This window comes from Paenibacillus sp. CFBP13512, assembly GCF_005233705.1.
GTDB classification, from domain to species: Bacteria; Bacillota; Bacilli; order Paenibacillales; family Paenibacillaceae; genus Saccharibacillus; species Saccharibacillus nuruki.
The window spans coordinates 100,490-119,770 of the sequence record NZ_QGAD01000010.1 but is presented as its reverse complement, the minus strand read 5'-3'; the positions used below and the strand labels follow the sequence as shown (position 1 = coordinate 119,770).

6 protein-coding genes are annotated in these 19,281 nt (G+C 38.2%); 1 reads left to right on the top strand and 5 read right to left on the bottom strand.

All coding sequences use genetic code 11. From position 1 onward, the window contains the following. Positions 1-123: 123 nt before the first annotated feature. A complete protein-coding gene (locus PaeCFBP13512_RS15320) occupies positions 124-1,470 on the bottom strand; it encodes an MFS transporter (protein WP_137224212.1) in 1,347 nt (448 codons plus the stop codon). Positions 1,471-1,544: 74 nt separating this feature from the next. Continuing rightward, positions 1,545-2,579, bottom strand: a complete 1,035-nt coding sequence (locus PaeCFBP13512_RS15315; protein ID WP_137224210.1) for a quercetin 2,3-dioxygenase — start codon at positions 2,577-2,579, stop codon at positions 1,545-1,547. Positions 2,580-2,742: 163 nt separating this feature from the next. Here PaeCFBP13512_RS15315 and PaeCFBP13512_RS15310 point away from each other — a divergent pair, with 163 nt between their 5' ends. After that, positions 2,743-3,624 carry an AraC family transcriptional regulator gene (locus tag PaeCFBP13512_RS15310; RefSeq protein ID WP_137224208.1) on the top strand — a complete coding sequence of 294 codons (882 nt, stop codon included), beginning with the start codon at positions 2,743-2,745 and terminating at the stop codon, positions 3,622-3,624. 56 nt (positions 3,625-3,680) lie between these two features. Here PaeCFBP13512_RS15310 and PaeCFBP13512_RS15305 read toward each other — a convergent pair whose 3' ends face one another. The 3 genes from PaeCFBP13512_RS15305 to PaeCFBP13512_RS15295 are packed head-to-tail and all read right to left on the bottom strand — an operon-like array spanning position 3,681 to position 19,266. Then, positions 3,681-4,964: an MFS transporter gene (locus tag PaeCFBP13512_RS15305; RefSeq protein WP_193555957.1), complete on the bottom strand. Its 1,284-nt coding sequence runs from the start codon at positions 4,962-4,964 to the stop codon at positions 3,681-3,683. Beyond that, positions 4,948-12,792 carry a non-ribosomal peptide synthetase gene (locus PaeCFBP13512_RS15300; protein ID WP_137224206.1) on the bottom strand — a complete coding sequence of 2,615 codons (7,845 nt, stop codon included), beginning with the start codon at positions 12,790-12,792 and terminating at the stop codon, positions 4,948-4,950. Before PaeCFBP13512_RS15300 ends, PaeCFBP13512_RS15305 begins: the two co-directional genes overlap by 17 nt. A gap of 36 nt (positions 12,793-12,828) precedes the next feature. After that, positions 12,829-19,266, bottom strand: coding sequence for a non-ribosomal peptide synthetase (locus tag PaeCFBP13512_RS15295; RefSeq protein WP_161594281.1), 6,438 nt, complete (start codon positions 19,264-19,266; stop codon positions 12,829-12,831). Positions 19,267-19,281: the final 15 nt, after the last annotated feature.

Sequence of the window (19,281 nt, the reverse complement as noted above, 5' to 3'; positions counted from 1 at the left end):
TCCTTTTTGCATTATTGCTGTTTTTAATTTTAGGCATTTTATTTGTGATATAGAATCTAATTCGGAATAGCACTTGTCACAGCGTTATCTAAAAAAATAGATTGTATGACCTTAAAATCATCTTTATTTCGCAATCTTACTATTCTGATTCGCTACTCGTAAATAACGGAAGAAAAAGATAAATACTATTGCCATCCATATCGCAAATACGAGGAAAATATTACTGAACGTATTGGCTTCACTATAATGCCATAAGCTATTAAATGACCACGGCGATTGTACACGATCTAAAATCAATCCCAAGACCGTTGTCCCAATCGCTCCTGAAATAAAGCTTAACATCATGTATAGACCCATCCCTACACCTACTTGTGCGCCGTCTAGTGTCCGAGAAACGGTATTCGCAAGCCCTACTTGGGCAAATGTCAGTCCGGTGTTCCCAATCACCAGTACGCCCATAATCATCCAGTACGAACGATCGGTAAACACAGCAAGAATGATATACGTCATCAGTTGTAAGATAAAAGCAATCCGAAGCAAAAACGTATTTCCTTTGCTATCTGCAATGCGTCCACCGACGATACCAAAAATAGCAGCGATCAATGCACCCGGAAACATAATCATACCAATCGTAAAGGAAGACAACTGATGAATACTGCTTAACATTTGGGGTATCAAGTAAGGCACACATAGATTAAAGATCAATGCCAGACAAGCGATAATCATCGTCATTGTATAGGTGGAGTTACGAAAAATCGCTGGATCCAGAAAAGGTTGTTTGGCTTGACGAATATACAAAATAAAGATAATTAATAATACAATCGTCATCATCGCAAGAATGAGGCTTACATTGGTAATCGCTAGTAAAAGTAATGTTACGGTTGCTGCTAACATTACACCGCCCCAGAGGTCTATTTTCAGCGGACGTACCTGATCTTGATTAAGATATTTGCGGAAAAATGGAATCGTTACTAATGATAGCAAAGAGATCGCAAATAAATAACGCCAATCTGCAAAACTGGTAATCATACCTGCAATAATCGGCCCTATAGCTGTACCTAATGCCATACCAGAAGAAGTAATGCCTAGTGCTCTCCCACGCTTTTCAGGAGATACATAACGAATCGGAATAATCATTGACGATGCTGGAATAACAGAAGCACCTGCTGATTGTAGAATTCTTCCTGCAATCACCATCCAATAATCAGAAGCGACAAACCCTACAATAGAACCGACCGCAAATAAGCAAATACCTACAGTCAGCAAATTTTTAAGACGGTATTTATCGGCTAGCTTGCCATAAGTCACTGAGCCAATCGCGTAAATAATAATATATGACGTTACGACCCAGCTCACTTGTGAACTACTGAGATCAAAATCTTGACGAATGGATGGTAAAGCTACATTAAACATCGTTGAGTTCATGACAGAAATGATCATAGCCAATGCTAAAATATAAATAATTTTCATAATATACCTGAATACTAGCCTTATACACATAGTAGAGACGTATAAGACTAGCGTTATTCTTTTCCTTTATCCCATTATTCTGGACGGTGACCGCCAGGTGGAGTTACAACTTTAAGATCCAACGTTTGGATATTGGCAATCACTCGATCCATACGAAGAGGTCCCGGTGTATCAGGGAAAATATAATGTTCATATTCATCTCCTAATAGACGGAAAAACGGTTCAAATAATCCACTAACCAGTACACCTACAAATTTGGTATAGTGTGTATCCAGACGATAAGAGTGTACGGTTCCAGCAGGTACATGCAAGAAGTCACCGGGTAACAATTGAACTTCTTCTCCATTTGCCCACATCGTCATCTGCCCTTGTACACAGAAAAAGGTTTCTGTATGGTGTTCATGATAATGAGATACGATGGCATCTCCTTTGGGTCCTTCTGTAGATACCATAATATAATCGCCATCTGTAGACGCTTGTGTAGCCAATAAACGATGTAATTGATCCCCTGTTAATAATTTGGTACCTTCTCCACTTTCTAATACATAAGCTGCTACAGATTCAGGAATTACACTGTTGCTGACCAAGGTATAATCAGAAAATACCGTGTGCGATGTAGAAAACATAATGTCCGCTTGTTGCGCAGCTTGTTGTAAATGATCTGTAGAATACACATGGTTGCTAACTGCTGGATATTCATATGGTGTATGGGCTTGACCTAAGATCTCATAAATATCAGTTACATTACCTGCGATAGAATAGGAAATAAACGCATTACGATGAGCCAGTAATTGATACGCATGTTCTGTCATTGGTGGGATATGTGCATAATCGCCCGGTAATAATAGATGACTCTCCCCATTGATAACAAATTGAATTTTACCTTCTAATACAAAAATAGATTCATAGGTGTTCTGATGCATATGCAGTGGGAACGATTCCCCTTTAGGCCCTGACAGAATAGCCGCTGATAAAATATCGCCTGTACTTTGAAAATTAGCGATGACAGTAGCTAACTGTTTGCCAAATAAATAACGTTTCCCTTCTCCTCGGCGAAGTAAATAAGGTGCTACAGTATTTGGTAAATGTGTTGTTAATGATGTTGTCATATGTTCCTCCTGAAATGTGAGTATTCGTATAGTCTGTAAGAGTTATTGTTGATCTCTTGTACTATTTTATTGTAGCGAAATCTACAAATTTGAAATATAGTTGAATACGACAAAAAAATAGGCAAAAGCGACATACGATTATGTTGTATAGAGGAGCTGTAATATGTCATCATCCGATCATTCTTTTCAAATGCTTGAGCATCCTTTTCCTATAGAAACACCGATCTCTTTTAAAATGTTTACGGTGGAAGGCTCTTTTCAAGAACACGCCCATGATTTTTATGAGATTATTTATATATCAGAAGGTAAAGGCACATTATTTATTCACAAAGATTCCTTACCTTTTGAAGAAGGAGACTTATTTTTTATTCCGATCGGAATGCCTCACTTGCTCAAAGCAGAATCTTCTCCCTCTGCTCTACCTTTGCAAATGATGAATTGTATGTTCCAAACGGAGCTTCTTGCACCTCAATATGAGCCCAAAAATGAATTAGATCGCGAATTTGACGCAATTGCCCAATTTTTTCGTCAAAGTGAAGCTTGGCTACGGTATCAAGATCAAGGTGGGGAACTGGCTCGAATAATGTATAACATGAATTTTGCTGTTAATTCTCAGTCACCGGGTTTTCATTATAAGTTGTATATTTGCTTACTCGATCTGCTCAATACATTGTACCGACTCCAACAATTCAGTCTGTTATCGAGACCTGATAAATGGGTCGATCCTGTTGCTTTTACGATTGAATATATTCAAGTCCATTATCGTGATCCACTCAAAATGGAAGAGTTCTGCCAATGGTTATCCATCAGTCCCCGCCATCTCCAACGCAAGTTTAAAGAAACAACCGGTTATACGTATACTCAGATGTTGCAACAAATTCGTATACAAAAAAGTTGTGAATTGTTAATCAATACCGATCGAAGTATTCAACATATTGCTGACGAAGTTGGTATCCATGATATGAAATATTTTTATCGTTTATTTAAAACAAGTTGTGGGCTAACTCCGCTTCATTTCCGCCAGCATCACGCACGTACCAAATAAAAAGAACCTTTCTCCTACAGTCTATGCTGTATAAGAAAGGTTCTTTTTATTTTTTATTAAATAAGCTTTTCTACAATGGCAGGTTCTTTAATGCCAGCGGCTGATTCTTTTTGTTCTTTTTCAGATGGCATTTGGAACTGACGTACGGAACGAATAAAGAGTAAAATAATCCCGCATCCCACAATGATCATCGCACTGATATAAAGTACACTTTCTAATGGAAATCTTAATGACAGCATCCCACCTACTAAAGCTCCTAAAGGTAATGCCGCATTAGACAGAGTATGCAGAAACGCCATAACACGCCCCATCAGTTCTGTCGGTGTAATAATCTGGATCATAGAGGTTTGCAGAACATTGATAATACCTGTAAATACACCCATCATTAATACTGCACTGAGCTTCATCCATAGTACTGGCGCAATAGCGAATAGATACAGGGAAACACCCATTAGAATCCATGATAATGCAATCACTAGTCCATTTTTCTTCATGATATTGATTAGACCTGATCCTGCAAAAATCCCTGCAAAAAAAGCGATATAAAGTAAACTGTAATAAATCGGCGAACCATACGAAACAGCTAGTGCAGGCACCGTAATAATTAAGATCGACATTGCAAAATTAGTCAAAGCATAAAATGGCAACATCACTTTTAGAAAAGCATTCCGAATTACAAAAATATATCCTTCTTTTAATTCTGCAAAATAAGAGCTTACTTGTTTTTGAGGTTCATTTTCTTGTACTTCAGAAATATTACTTTTATCCAGTTGTCTTTTCAACTGAATATAGATAAAACCTGAAAGTAATAACAATCCACTTGCAAGGAAAAATGTATTTTCCATACCTACCAAGAGAATAACAGAAGCTCCTAATAAATAACCTCCAATATTAACAATCTGATCGCTGGATGCAACCATTGAATTGGCCTGTACGATTCGATCAGGTGAACGAATGAGCATCGGCAACATTTTATTATTGGCTGGATAAAATAACATTGAAAAACAAGAAGCTACAAATACTAAAACTAAAATCATAATCAGGCTACTATATTGATCGCCAATCAAAAATGGGACTAGCATAATCAAAATAGCTTGAGCAAATAGTGATATACTTGCCAACAGTGAAGGGGAATAACGGTCAACTAATGGTCCCAAAAGAAAACTAAATATAGAAGCTGCTGAGATCGCTGTAAACGTGAAGCTAGTGAATGACACAGATGACGTTGATTTTTGTACAAAATATAATAATACGATCGAATAGATACTATCTGCAATATTTGCTGAAGTCCGAGAGATAAAAAAGCGAGTAAATCGACTATCTTTAAATAATTGAATCATAATCTCGACTCCTTTGGTCTGCATTCAGATGTAGATGTAGAGATAGTAATGAAGATTGCTGTTGCATCATCGTATGAATTGCTTGTATATCTGCTTCGTATGGAAGTAACAGCGATAAATACAATCGGGTGCCAATATGCTGTGCAGTCACATAAATGATAGGTTCGATTGTTTGTTCTGTTGCATCCAGCTCATTCACAGCTTGTGTATGCTGAATCATTTGATTCCATTCTCGATCTTCCTCTTCTTGCTCACCTAAATAATTAAATACAATCGGCATACCTGCAAAAGCAGATAATAAATACGCACAAGCTTGTGGATATACTTTGCTCATTGATTCGTTATAGAGTAGATTAAAGAAGTTAATATGATGGGTAGTTACCGTATTTAATAGAGCAGGCAAGTCAGGCAATGCTTGATCCGTAGCTATCACTAGAGGAATTTGATCAATACATTCACCCATTTGCTCATAAAAATAATGTTCACCATATTGTCGTCCATAATGAGTTAACCAAAAAGGAACATTCGATATTTTAAAATAAGCACCTAATACTTTTGCAGATAATTGCAATAACACATTCATAGACGTAGAAGAATCTGCTTTTTCTAGATGCTCATATTCGAAATATCCTTCCCATTTACTATACTGATTACGAACTAAAGAATTACTCTGCTGAACTTGCTGACTAGCTATAGAGAACTGTTCTAATTCAAAACGATGACTTAACTCTTCATCTGTTATATGCTGTGGCCCCTGAAGAACCAATTCCGTATAATCATGATACTGAACATGCTCATATGATACAGATTGATAGTGTTCACCACGTTCATAAGCTTGGGCTAATTCTGCTTTGAGAATCTCTCCACTCATGCCATCGAAAATAAGATGTGAACAAGCGAATAAAACTACGCTTTTCTCTGGTTCAAGACGTACACATAAGATTCGATACAATGGATCTTCTGTACATACATAAGGAGTCATATACAAATCTGGTAATAAAGATGATAATATCGATTGCTGTTGTACTTCTGTATAGAATGATAAATCCAATGTTGGAAAATGAGATACAGATTCATTAATGTTGATATTCCGATCACGGACTTCCCATTCCCAAGCTTGTTGATGACTGACTAATCGACTACGTAGTAATTCATGACGTTGAACAATGTTAGCAAAAGCTTTTGCTAGCCGTTCTATATTTACTGCATAAGGCAAAGGAATTACAACACCAGAACATTCTGGATGAAGCAAATGATGTTGCTGAACAGGCGCAAGCGGATATACTTCTGTCACAGATGATTGCATCGTATATTGATGCCACTTCATATTATGAATCTGAATATGTTGATTCCACTGCTTGAATTGCTCTGCTGAAATGTCACAATTTCTATCTGCCATCTTCCAATCATCATTTATAACTACATTTTGTTGAGAGATATACAATGAATCTGGATTTTGATCTTTAGGTATATACAGATCAGACAGCGCACGAATCGTTTGATGTTGAAAGAGTTGATGAATATTTAAAGAAATCCCTTGTTCTTTAGCTTGAGATATAAGCTGAATACCTTTTAGCGAATGCCCACCACATTCGAAGAACCGATCATCGATTCCAACTTTGTCCATTCCTAAAACCTCTGCCCAGATTAAAGCTAATTTTTGCTCTTGATCATTACGCGGTGCTACATAATCCTGAAGAGAAGCCGATGTCAAATCCGGCTGAGGCAAGGCTTGACGGTGAACTTTACCGTTAGTATTCAATGGTAACTCAGACAGAAATACATAATATTGAGGTACCATGTAGTCTGGCAATTTTCCATTGAGGTAATGACGAATATCGGTATACGTTAAAGGTTCTTGTGTAGCTATATAAGCACATAGACTTTTCTGTCCATCCTCGCTAGTAAGAATTGCAACATGAACTTGTTGTACAGACTCATGACGAAGTAGTATATTTTCAATTTCACTAGGTTCTATCCGGTACCCACGAATTTTCACTTGATGATCAATGCGACCTAAATATTCTATAGTGCCATCGGATAACCATCTACCCAGATCTCCTGTACGATACATTCGTGCTGTTGGAAGCCAATAACTGCTAACAAACTTCTCGGAAGTTAGATCATCTCGATTCAGATATCCTCTTGCTACCCCATCTCCGCCTACCCATATTTCTCCAGGTACTCCTGGAGGTAAGAGATGACCGGATTCACTGACAATGTAAGCCGTCGAATGCATAATCGGTCTTCCGATCGGAATTGGACGTTCGTTTTCGATGAATGGAATAGTATAACAACAAGAAAAAGTTGTATTTTCTGTAGGCCCATATCCGTTAATAAGGGTTAGCTGTGGACAATGGTTTTGTACGCTTTTCAGCATTTTGGGCGACAGAACGTCTCCACCGATTATTAATTGTTGTAAAGGTTGAAAAAGCTCTGGTTTTTGCAATGCGAGCTGGTTGAATAATGGTGATGTTAACCACATGGTCGTAATCTGATATTGAAGCAAAGCTACATGTAATTTTTCAGCATCTAAAATAGTTGTGTCAGGCACCAAACAAAGACTTAATCCATTAAGCAGTGCTCCCCATATTTCAAATGTACAGGCATCAAATACTAACGCTCCCGTCATCAGAATACGATCAGCAGGATTGAATTGAATATAATTCGTTTCTTTGACCAACCGAATAACATTACGATGTTCTACCATGACTCCTTTGGGTTGTCCTGTAGATCCCGAAGTGTACATAACATAAGCTAAATCATTAACTTGATTGATAAATGGTAATGAATGCGTGCGTTCATCATAAGATGCAGATTCTTTTAAATTCAGAATCGTGCCTTTAAATACTTGTTCCGATAGTTCAGAGGGGCGATTCATGGTTAGTAATATAGAAATTTGGCTGTCATCAAGCATATATTGAATTCGCTCTGCTGGATAAGAAGCATCTATCGGTACGTAAGCTCCACCTGCTTTGAGTATAGCCAGAATACCAATAATCATATCCGGTGAACGCTCTGGTATAATACCTACCAGTGTATCGGCTTTAACGCCTAATGCATTCAATGTCCATGCTAATGAATTCGCTCGATCTTCAATCTCCTGATAACTCCAACTATCTTCACCACAGATGACTGCTGACATATCTGCATGCGCCGAAACCTGCTCTTCCCATAACTGCTGTATCGTTGCATGTCGCGGATACACTGTATGAGGTGGATTACATGTAGTTAATATATATTCCTGTTGCTTATCCGATATAAGCTTAATATCTCCCAGAAGAATATGCGGATCATAAGCTAATTGATATAACAATTCCAGGTACTGTGTAGCCATCTGCTCAATCGTTACATGCTCATATAAATGGACTGCATATTCAAAATGGAATAACAAACCTTCCTCTTCTTCCACAGTCAACGATAGATCAAATTTCGATGTATTCGTCTTGATCGGAATAGGTGTAAATGTTACTTCATTTGCCACCATCGCTGAAGAACCTGTATTTTGTAAAGTAAATATGGTATCAAATAACGGATTCCGACTCAGGTCACGCTTAAGATTGAGTTGTTCCAACAGAAGTTCCAATGGCATTTGTTCATGATGAAAAGCTTCCAATGTTCTTTCTTTGACCACATTCAAAAATTGAGAAAAGCTTTGCTTTTTCGTGGAGACATTTCGCAATGGTAGCATATTCACAAACATCCCCATCATACTTTGAAGATCAGCATGATTTCTTCCTGCTACCGGTGTACCAATAATAATATCTTCTTGTCCGGTATATTGAGAAAGTAAAATATGATATGCAGCAAGAAGGAGCATATACATGGTGGATTCATGTTGCCCTGCAATCTGTCGCAATTGATGGGTTAACTCAGGGTCTACTTGAACTGTAAATGAATGTCCAGCAAAGCTTTGTTGAACAGGACGTGGGAAATCAGTATGCAAATTCAATACTGGAAGTTCACCCTCTAATTCACTAAGCCAAAACGATTCATGTTGGTCTAGCAACCCTGCTTCAAGTTGCTGTTGGTGCCATACCGTATAATCTCTATATTGTACTTTTAACTCGGCTAAAGTCTCTCCAGCGTACAACTGATTAAATTCTAAAGTTAGACTTTCCATAGAGCTTCCATCAGCAATTAAATGATGAATATCTATTATCAAAATATGTTCATGAGCGCTGATACTAACCAATCCAGCACGTAATAATGGTGCATGAGCTTGGTCAAAAGGACGAACAAAGGTCGTTAACAAATCTGAAAAATCGACCACATCTGCCTGCGAATATTCCAGTTGTTCTATTTGCCACTGAATATGAGAAATATCGTGTACTTGTTGATAATACTCCTCCCCTTCTCGGTAAAACGAAGTACGTAAAGCTTCATGGCGTTCAATTAACTGCACAAATACTTTGTTCATTCGCGCTATATCAGGTGTTCCCTGAATATGTAGCAAAAGTGGAATATGATATGCAGCACCAACGTCTGCAATATCTTCAATCATAAGTAATCTTTTTTGAGCAGAAGATACTGGATAAGCCAATTGATCATCTACTCGAGGTATTGAGATATGTAAAGCCGGATGAGCATTCTCAATATAATGAGCCTGATCCTGTAATATCGGATATTCAAAAATATGTCGTAACGAGATTTCGCTTCCTATCTCCTGCGCAATTTGTGAGATCAGTACAACTGCCTTTAAAGAATGTCCTCCACGTTCAAAAAAATGATCCTGCCTTCCAATAGATTCGACTCCGAGAATACCTGCCCATAGTTCAGCAAGCTTTCGCTCTATATCCGTAACCGGTGCTTCATAATCTTCTGTAGACAAAAGGGTTAAATCAGGCAAAGGTAATGCTTTACGATCAATTTTTCCATTAGGGGTTAATGGAAATTCAGCAAGTTGTATAATATGAGCAGGTACCATATAAACAGGCAATTGTTCTTGCATATACTGACGCAATTGATTTGACGATATAGACTGTTCATTATTTATAGAAGCATGGACTGTAATATAGGCACAAATTGTTTTTTCTCCTTGAAGCTCATGTACGACTACAGTTGCTTCTTGAATCTGTGGATGAGTAACAAGCTTACTCTCAATCTCGCCAAGTTCAATTCGGTATCCTCGAATCTTCACCTGTTGATCGATTCTTCCTAAATACTCTAGCTGACCATCAGGTAACCAACGTACCAGATCGCCGGTGCGATACAATCGTTCTCCTTGTAAAAAAGGATGGATTATAAATTTCTCTGTTGTTAACTCGGGACGTTGCCAGTATTCTCTCGCTAATACATCTCCACCAATATATAATTCGCCTGCTACTCCGCGTGGTGTTAATTGCTGTTCCGAATTCATAACATATAGATGAGTGTTCCATGATGGTTCGCCAATCGGAATCGTACCTGATACCTGCTTTGGTGCATCACGATTACTTTTCCAGATCGATACACAGATAGTCGCTTCTGTTGGACCATAAGCATTACAATAATCCACATAAGGATTCCAGCGACGTACCAATTCAGCAGAAGACTCAGAGCCTCCTGTAATCAATAGACGTAATGAAGGTAATTTTTCGGGTTCTACATAAATAGCAAAGTTAGGCGGTAACATGGCGACAGTAATCTGATGTGTATTCATCCAACGGGTAAAGTAATCAATATTAATTAACTTTTCTTTGGGAGCCAAATATAATGTTCCTCCCATAAATAGTGCCATATACATTTCCCACACAGAAGCATCAAAAGATAGGCTTGCAAACTGAACCACACGATCTTGCATTGTTAATTCAAAAGTATGCTCATACGTTAATCTCATATTAGCCATACCGTGATGTTCTACTAGAACACCTTTGGGTGTACCTGTTGTTCCTGATGTATAAATAACATAAGCCAAGTGATCTGAAGTCACTTCCGAAGGCGTATACACATAATCATGTTGGTAAAGGTATGACTCATCTAAATCTAGTATTGTGCCACTAAATTCTATATTTTGAGCCAAATGATGATGAGTCAGTAACAATGAAGTACTGCTATCTTCTAACATTAATTGAATACGTGCTGTTGGATATTCAGGGTCAATAGGCAAGTAAGCAGCTCCTGCTTTGAGAATTCCCAAAATGCCAATCACCATCTGAAGAGAGCGCTCTGGCATAATGGCAATAATATCATCAGGCATAACACCTTGATGTTGTAAATAAGCAGCGACTCTATTTGCTTGCTCATCCAGCTCTGCATACGTCATTTTGTCGTCTTCGTAGACGATTGCATCTTGATTCGGATAAAGTAAAACCTGCTGTTCAAAAAGACCATGAATCGTTTGTTCTCTATCATAATCTGCTGTTAAACGTTTCATATCGATAACCAATTCATCATGTTCTGATGGTGTTAACATCTGAATGGTACTTAGTGATTTTTCTGGTGCAGACATCATTTCTTGTAGAATATTTATATAATGATGATGAAATGCCGTGATCGTTTCTTTTTGATATAAATGACTAGCATAGTCCCAGTGAATTATCAGTTTATCTAATAAGCTCGCTTCTTCAATCATTAATGTAAGATCAAATTTTGCTGTGTGAGTGACGTTTTGATATGGTTGAAATTGTAATCCTTGAATCTCAATGACTTCAGGCTGAGCATGCTGATATGCAAATACAGTATCAAATAATGGATTTCGACTAATATCTCTTGGAATAGCAAGCTTTTCAACAATTTGTTCTAACGGATATTGTTCATATTGAAAAGCTTGCAACACATGTTGCTTGACTTCTTCCACAAATGAAATGACTGACTTTTCGCCTGAAGGGTATTGACGCAATGGCAATGTATTCACAAACATACCAATCAACGGTTGTAATGACGAGTGAGATCTACCTGCTACAGGTGTCCCTACAATCACATCATTTTGATCGGTATATTTATATAAAAGAATATAGTAAGCCGACAACAGCAACATGTACAATGTGCATCCTTGTTGTGTTGCAAATTGCTTAAGTGATTTGAGAAGTGATCCATCTACAGTAGCCGAAACACGTTCTCCATCAAACTGTTGTACAGATGGGCGCAAGAAGTCTGTAGCTAACTGAAGTACAGGTAGCTCCCCTTGAAGAGTAGTCAACCAGAATTCTTCTTGCTTGTTCCAATGTCCTTCTGTTAAGTGTGTATGTTGCCAGACTGCATAATCTTTGTATTGAATAGACAAAGGAGGCAACGATTCACCACTATAAAATGCAATAAATTCCTCTGTCAAACGCTCCATAGACAATCCATCTGAGATAAGATGGTGCATATCTAACATCAACACATGTTCTTGGGAATTGAACTGAACTACCTGAACCCTTATTAGAGGAGCATTCTCTAATGTAAAAGGAATCATAAATTCAGTGATTAACTCTTCAACGATAGCATCTGTTTTCTTTGCACGAGTAAGATATTCCACTTCAAAAGTAATGTCTTCTATTGCATGAATTCTTTGTACACTTTTTCCACTCTCGGAAGCAAAAGAAGTACGTAACGATTCATGACGTTCAATCAGTTGCTTAAACGCTTTATTCAACTGTTTATCATCCAACATTCCATATAATTGAACGATCATAGGCATATGATAGGCTAACGATGCTCCACCTATTTCCTGCACCAGCAGTAACCGATGCTGGGCTGTTGATACAGGATAATAAGCTTGAATAGGCGCTGGTGTAATAGTTGTCGCTTGTTGACTTGCGATTTGAACAGATGTAGTATGAGCTATTCCTTCACGAGACATGCGTGCTTCTAACAATTTGCGTTGCTCAGGAGAAAGATTGGCAATACGTTGTGCTAAATCCATCCGTTTGATTCACTCCTCTACCTATTGGCTATCATGTTACAACTGTTCCATACTTTCTACTTCACGCAGTAACTCTTCAAAACGTCGCAGTTCTTCTTGCTCTTGTATGATTTGATCGGCTGTCCATTCAATAGTAGGATATTGGAAAAAATGACGCAGATCTAATTGTATCCCCCACTTCTCCCGTAGACGTACAATAAACAATGATGCATTCAACGAATGCCCACCTAGCTCAAAAAAGGAGTGTTGAATTCCGATCTGTGATTGTGGTTGATTTAAAATATCCGACCATATTTCAATTAAATCTTGATCCATTTCATGACGTGGAGCGATATAATCTGTTAATGCAATCGTTTCGGTCTCTATATGGAGTAAAGCATTACGATCAATTTTGCCATTAGGTGTTAATGGCATCTTCTCTATGAGTGCAAAAGAAGAAGGAACCATATAATCAGGCAACTGTGAAAGTAAATGAGTCTGGATATCAGCCAATAACGAAATGGATGTAGAATCCACTAGTACCAAATAGGCAGCTAATGTATACAGATCAGCATGATCTTTAATTGCTAACACAATCGCTTCATTGACTGCGGGTAGACGGGTCAACATTTCTTCAATCTCTCCAAGCTCGATTCGATGCCCTCGAACTTTAACTTGATGATCTATCCGCCCCAAAAATTCGATCTCACCTGAAGATAACCAGCGTGCCAGATCCCCCGTTTTGTACATTTTGGACGATTGAGCTTGACCTGTAGATTCTGCATAGATAGACGCATTGCTTTCAGTGACTAAAAGTCCATAAGGATCATCTACAAACTTTTCAGATGTAAGAACATCCTGTTTCCAATATCCACGAGCTAACCCTTCACCAGCTATACATAACTCACCGGCTATACCGATCGGTTGCAATTGACCTTGTCCATTTACAATACGAATCTGTGTATTCAATATAGGATGTCCAATTCGAATAGCAGAAGCATCTGTTAATTCATACATTGCTGACCAGACAGTCGTTTCTGTAGGACCATACATGTTATAAATTCGCAGGTTTTTAAATGATTGCACAGCTTGTAGTAAAGATAATGGCAAAGCTTCTCCACCAATTAAAAGTTCTTGCACATTATTTAGACACTGCGCGTCTTCTTTACTATTCATCAACATTTGTAGACGAGAAGGTGTCATTTGGATCATATGAATCTGATGATGTTGAATCAATGCTGCTAAAAGATGCGGATTTTTTTGATGTACTTCTTCTGCTATAACCACAGTCATACCACTAGTTAATGGAACGAGCGTTTCTAATACAAAAATATCAAATGATAGTGTAGTTAAAGCAAGCACTTTATGACCTGCTGTAAAATGAAGTTCTTGTCGCATTGCTGTAATGAAATTCACTACCGATTGATGTTGAAGCATCACGCCTTTGGGCTGTCCAGTAGATCCAGAAGTATAAATAACATAAGCTAAATGTTTCGAACGAACCGGGATCGGTAGATGTAATTTTTGAGTCGATTCTGTAGCCCATTCTCGATCGTCTACCATAATCATTGTTCCTGAATATTCCCAATCTTTTACAAGGTTACGTTGAGTGATTAATAGGGAAGCTTCACTATTTTCTAACATATACTGCACACGAGCAGCTGGATAATCAGGATCAATCGGCACATAAGCACTTCCTGATTTCAGGATAGCCAGTAGACTAATAATCATCCAATCAGAACGTTCAGTCATAAGGCCAATCAAGCGATCTGGTCCTGAACCATGACTGATTAACAAACGAGCCAGTTGATTCGCCTGCTCATCTAACTGTTGATAGGTCAATTGATGCTCAGACCACATCAGAGCAATCGCATTCGGAGTCTCTTGTGCTTGTTGTTCAAACCATCCATGAATGGTCATCTGATCTGCATAAGCTACTGGAATTGGATTGAATTGATATAATAGTTGTTCTTGTTCACCCGGAGTTAACATATGAAGTTCAGACAATCGAGCTTCAGGAGAATCAATAATAGCAGTTAATAAACACAACCAGTGCTCTGCTATATGTTGAATCGTTTCTTGCTTAAATAAGTGGGTGGCATATTCCCACTGGAATTGAAGTTGCTGTTCTTGTTCTTCTACTTGTAGAGTCAAATCTACTTTGGATACTGCTGCATTGTATTCATAAGCTTTCCACAGCACATCTTTACTTGCTGTATCATCAAATTCCATCGTTTGTACAATAAGCATCGTATCAAATAATGGATTCCGGCTTAAATCACGTCGCAAAGCTAACCCATCTATGATTTGTTCAATGGGTACTTCTTGATTTTCAAACGCTCCAATAGATAGTTGTTTGATCTCTTCTAGAAATTGAATAAATGTGCTATCTGGTTGGGGTTGACTCCGTATCGCTAACGTATTGACGAACATCCCTACGATCGATTGAACATCAGCATGTGATCTTCCAGCAATAGGTGAGCCTGTAATAATATCTTGTTGACCTGTATATTTATGCAACAATGTATGGTAAGCCGCTAATAACAACATGTACAAAGTAACTCCATAATCAGAAGCTAATTTTTTAAGTTGTCGTGTTTCGGAGGCACTAAGTGTGCATAAAAAATGATCACCTTGAAATTGTTGTAACGCAGGTCTGGAGAAATCAGTAGGTAAATTCAAGACAGGCAATTCTCCTGATAACTGATCTAGCCAATATTGAGTTTGTGTACCCATAAGATCTGAATGTGTCTGTTGCCATACTGCATAATCTTTGTATTGAAGCTTGAGAGCAGGTAAGGACTGACCTTCATACAGGCGATTAAATTCATCTGTAATAATAGTCAACGAGACTCCATCCGCGATAATATGGTGCATATCAATCAGCAATGCGCTTCCGCCGTTTACAAACTGTACGACGGTTGCACGTAACAAAGGAGCTTGACTCAGATCAAATGGACGTATAAATGTATCAATAATTGAATCGAATAGATTATGTTCGGCATGAACAATGGATTGATAATCCAAGTCCGATGTTGTAACTTCAAGTTGAAAATGTGATTGAGGATGAATATGTTGCACAGGTTGTTCGTGTACCATTGTAAATGAAGTACGGAACGATTCATGTCGTTGAATCAACTGTTCAAAAACAGACTGTAAACGTGAAATATCTACATGTTGCTCTGTCAGAAGTACATGTGGAATATGATATGCAGAACTGTGTTGTTCCAACTGATCCAAAATAAGCAATCGGCGCTGAGCAGAAGTTACAGGATAATAGGGTTGTTCAGGTGCAGGTTGAATCGACGTAGTTAGTTCATATTCACTTGTTGTAATGAATCTAGCTAGGTCGCGTAATATAGGATATTTAAAAATTTGACGTAACGGTACATCCACCTGACATTGTTGATGAATCAAAGCAACCAGTTGAGATGCTTTTAAAGAATGACCACCTAGTTGAAAAAAGGAATCTGTAGCACTAATTACTTTAACATTCAGCAACTTTTTCCATATATCAGCTAACTTTTCTTCTATTGCACCAGAGGGTTCTACATATTCAGTAGATGTTTGATCCAGTTCTATATTTTGCAAATAGCGACGATCAATTTTGCCATTAGAAGTCACAGGCATATGCGTAATCATCATAAAATGAGTAGGAATCATATAGGATGGTAGTTTGCTAGCTATACGTGCACGAATAGCTTCTTCAAGTAAAATGTCTTCTGTATCACTCACTAGATAAGCACACAATACCGCTTGTTGCTGATCATCACGACGATCTAACACAACACATTCTTTAATCGATTTGTCTTCCAAAAGAATGGCTTCGATTTCTCCTAATTCGATGCGGTACCCACGAATTTTCACCTGATGATCTAAGCGTCCCATGTATTCGATATTGCCGTCAGGTAGCCAGCGTGCAAGATCACCTGTACGATATATACGTTGCTGAGGTTGATGTGGAATAGGTACAAACTTTTCAGCAGTAAGTTGCTCCCGATTGAGGTATCCTCTAGCTAATCCTACCCCGGCAATACATAATTCTCCTGGAACACCAATAGGCTGTGGAAGCAAAGCTGTGTTCATAATATACAATTGAGTATTATCTATAGGACGTCCGATAGGGACAGACTGTGTATTGTTGTCTTGGTGTGAACAATCATAATAAGATACATCAATAGTAGCTTCAGTAGGACCATATAAATTAATAAGACGTGTATTATTCGTTTTATAAAGAAGATCATTAGAGCGATTGACTTGTTGCACTTGTAAAGCTTCTCCACTCGCAAATACATAACGAAGACTTGATAACCGTTCTACTTCTGCTTTTAGTTCAAGATGTTCTAGAAAAACAGATAACATCGATGGTACAAAATGAATCGTAGTGACTCCATACTGAGCAATCGCTTGTGCAATCATAGCAGGATCTTTTTCCGCTTCCGGTTCTAAAAAGACGACACTTGCTCCCTGCGTACTCCACCAGAATAATTCCCATACAGATACATCAAAACTGTAAGGTGTTTTTTGTAAAATAACATCTTGTGAAGTCAGAGGATACTGCTTTTGCATCCAGTGGATTCGATTCACTAAAGATCGATGTTCAATCATCGCTCCTTTAGGATTTCCAGTGGTACCGGACGTGTAGATGACATAAGCCAGATGAGAAGGTTCTACTAGAATAAGATCATCCTCATGATACGTCTCGTTCTCATCAGGCGTTCTTGTATCTACCGTAATCAAATGAAGATGTTCAGGTAAACGTGATTCATGCTGAACAGTAGTCACTACTACCTGTGCGCCGCTATCTTGAAGTATAAATTCCAAGCGTTCTTGCGGATGAAAAGGATCAAGGGGAAGATAAGCAGCACCTGATTTGAGAATTGCTAGTAGACTGACCATCATATAATGAGAACGTTCCATCATAATGCCTACAATGTCATCAGGGCGAACACCTTGAGCACGTAACAGACGAGCCAAGTCACTCGATTGCTTATCCAATTGGGTATAAGTCAGTGACGTATGTCCATCTCTTACAGCCAATTGATCTGGTGTGCGTTCCACTTGTTCTGCGAACCACGAATGAATAGTAAGATGAGAAGGATATTCGACATCTGTAGCATTGAACTCTTCAATGACTTGAGTCCACTCATGAGGAGTCAGCAATTGGATACGCGACAACTCTATATCCGGTGTATGTATAATTTGTTCAATAACACGGGTTAAATGATCTGCCATACGAATCATAAATGATGACTCATAACGATGCAGATTGTATGAAAATGAAATTTCTAATTCCTGACCCGGTACCACCATAACGGTCAAATCATAATTCGTTTGTTCAAATCCATCGACGTCTGTAATCTGTAAGCTTGCATTACCGTTTTCATCACCATGAGTAATTTCTTCAGATAGCGGATAATTTTCAAAAACAAGAATATGTGACAATAAATTTTGCTTCAATATAGATTGATTCTGAAGTTCTGCAAGCGACTGATAACTGTAACGAGTCCCTTCGTTCATAGCAGACTGCATCTGTGCTAATAATGACACAAATGTCTGTTCTTCCTTGCTTTGTACTCTTACAGGTAAAGTATTAATAAATAAGCCTACCATTTCTTCGATTCCTAAAATATGTTCAGGTCTTCCCGAAACGACAGCGCCAAATACCACATCGCGACGACAATTATAACTCTGGAGCATCACTCCCCATGCTGCTTGAAATACAGTACTCACAGTTACTTGATACTGCCTTGCTAATTGTTCTAGCTGATGAGTTAACTGTTGATTCCAGCGAAAAGTATGCTGTTCTAAATCAAACGCCTGTGAATCTTTATCTAATGAACGTATATATCCAGGAATAACCGTCTCTTGATCTAATCCTTCCATATACGTATTCCAATAAGCAGAAGCTTCTACTTTATCTTGACCTTCTATCCATTGGATAAATTGGCTAAATGGATAGACGGTCTCTAACTGAACAGTTGTCTGATCACGTAAAGACGTATAGATAGCAAAGAAATCTTTAGCTACAATGCCTAGACACCAACCATCCATTATAATATGCGGGAAACTCCATACTAATTTTGATACCCCTTCTTCCCATTGAAAAAGAGTGATACGCAGAGGAACATCGCTCTCCAGATCGAACCCGGATATACGATCTTGTTGCTGAAATTCTGTCAGTAGTTGCTGTTTCTGAGCGTCCGAGTGCTGGCGAACATCTTTGATTTCCACACGAGGTGCTTCACGCTCTTTTAAAACGACTTGCAAAGTACGTTCTGTTTCTTTATGCAGAAAAATCGTACGAAAAACATCATAACGATTAATAATCTGTTGCAGACTTTGTTGAACCCAATAAGGGTTCAACGTTTCCTGCAAAGTAATAACATTTTGCTGAAAATAAGCATCTGAATCTGGATCTAATAATGAATGATATAGCATGCCTTCTTGCATTGGAGATAATGGATAAATATCTTGAATTTGTGGCTGACTCAAAGTGCTCATCCTTTC

Bases quoted from the DNA above. Each gene is read 5' to 3' on its own strand.
- PaeCFBP13512_RS15320 (WP_137224212.1), bottom strand. From the start codon at position 1,470: ATGAAAATTATTTATATTTTAGCATTGGCTATGATCATTTCTGTCATG.
- PaeCFBP13512_RS15315 (WP_137224210.1), bottom strand. From the start codon at position 2,579: ATGACAACATCATTAACAACACATTTACCAAATACTGTAGCACCTTAT.
- PaeCFBP13512_RS15310 (WP_137224208.1), top strand. From the start codon at position 2,743: ATGTCATCATCCGATCATTCTTTTCAAATGCTTGAGCATCCTTTTCCT.
- PaeCFBP13512_RS15305 (WP_193555957.1), bottom strand. From the start codon at position 4,964: ATGATTCAATTATTTAAAGATAGTCGATTTACTCGCTTTTTTATCTCT.
- PaeCFBP13512_RS15300 (WP_137224206.1), bottom strand. From the start codon at position 12,792: ATGGATTTAGCACAACGTATTGCCAATCTTTCTCCTGAGCAACGCAAA.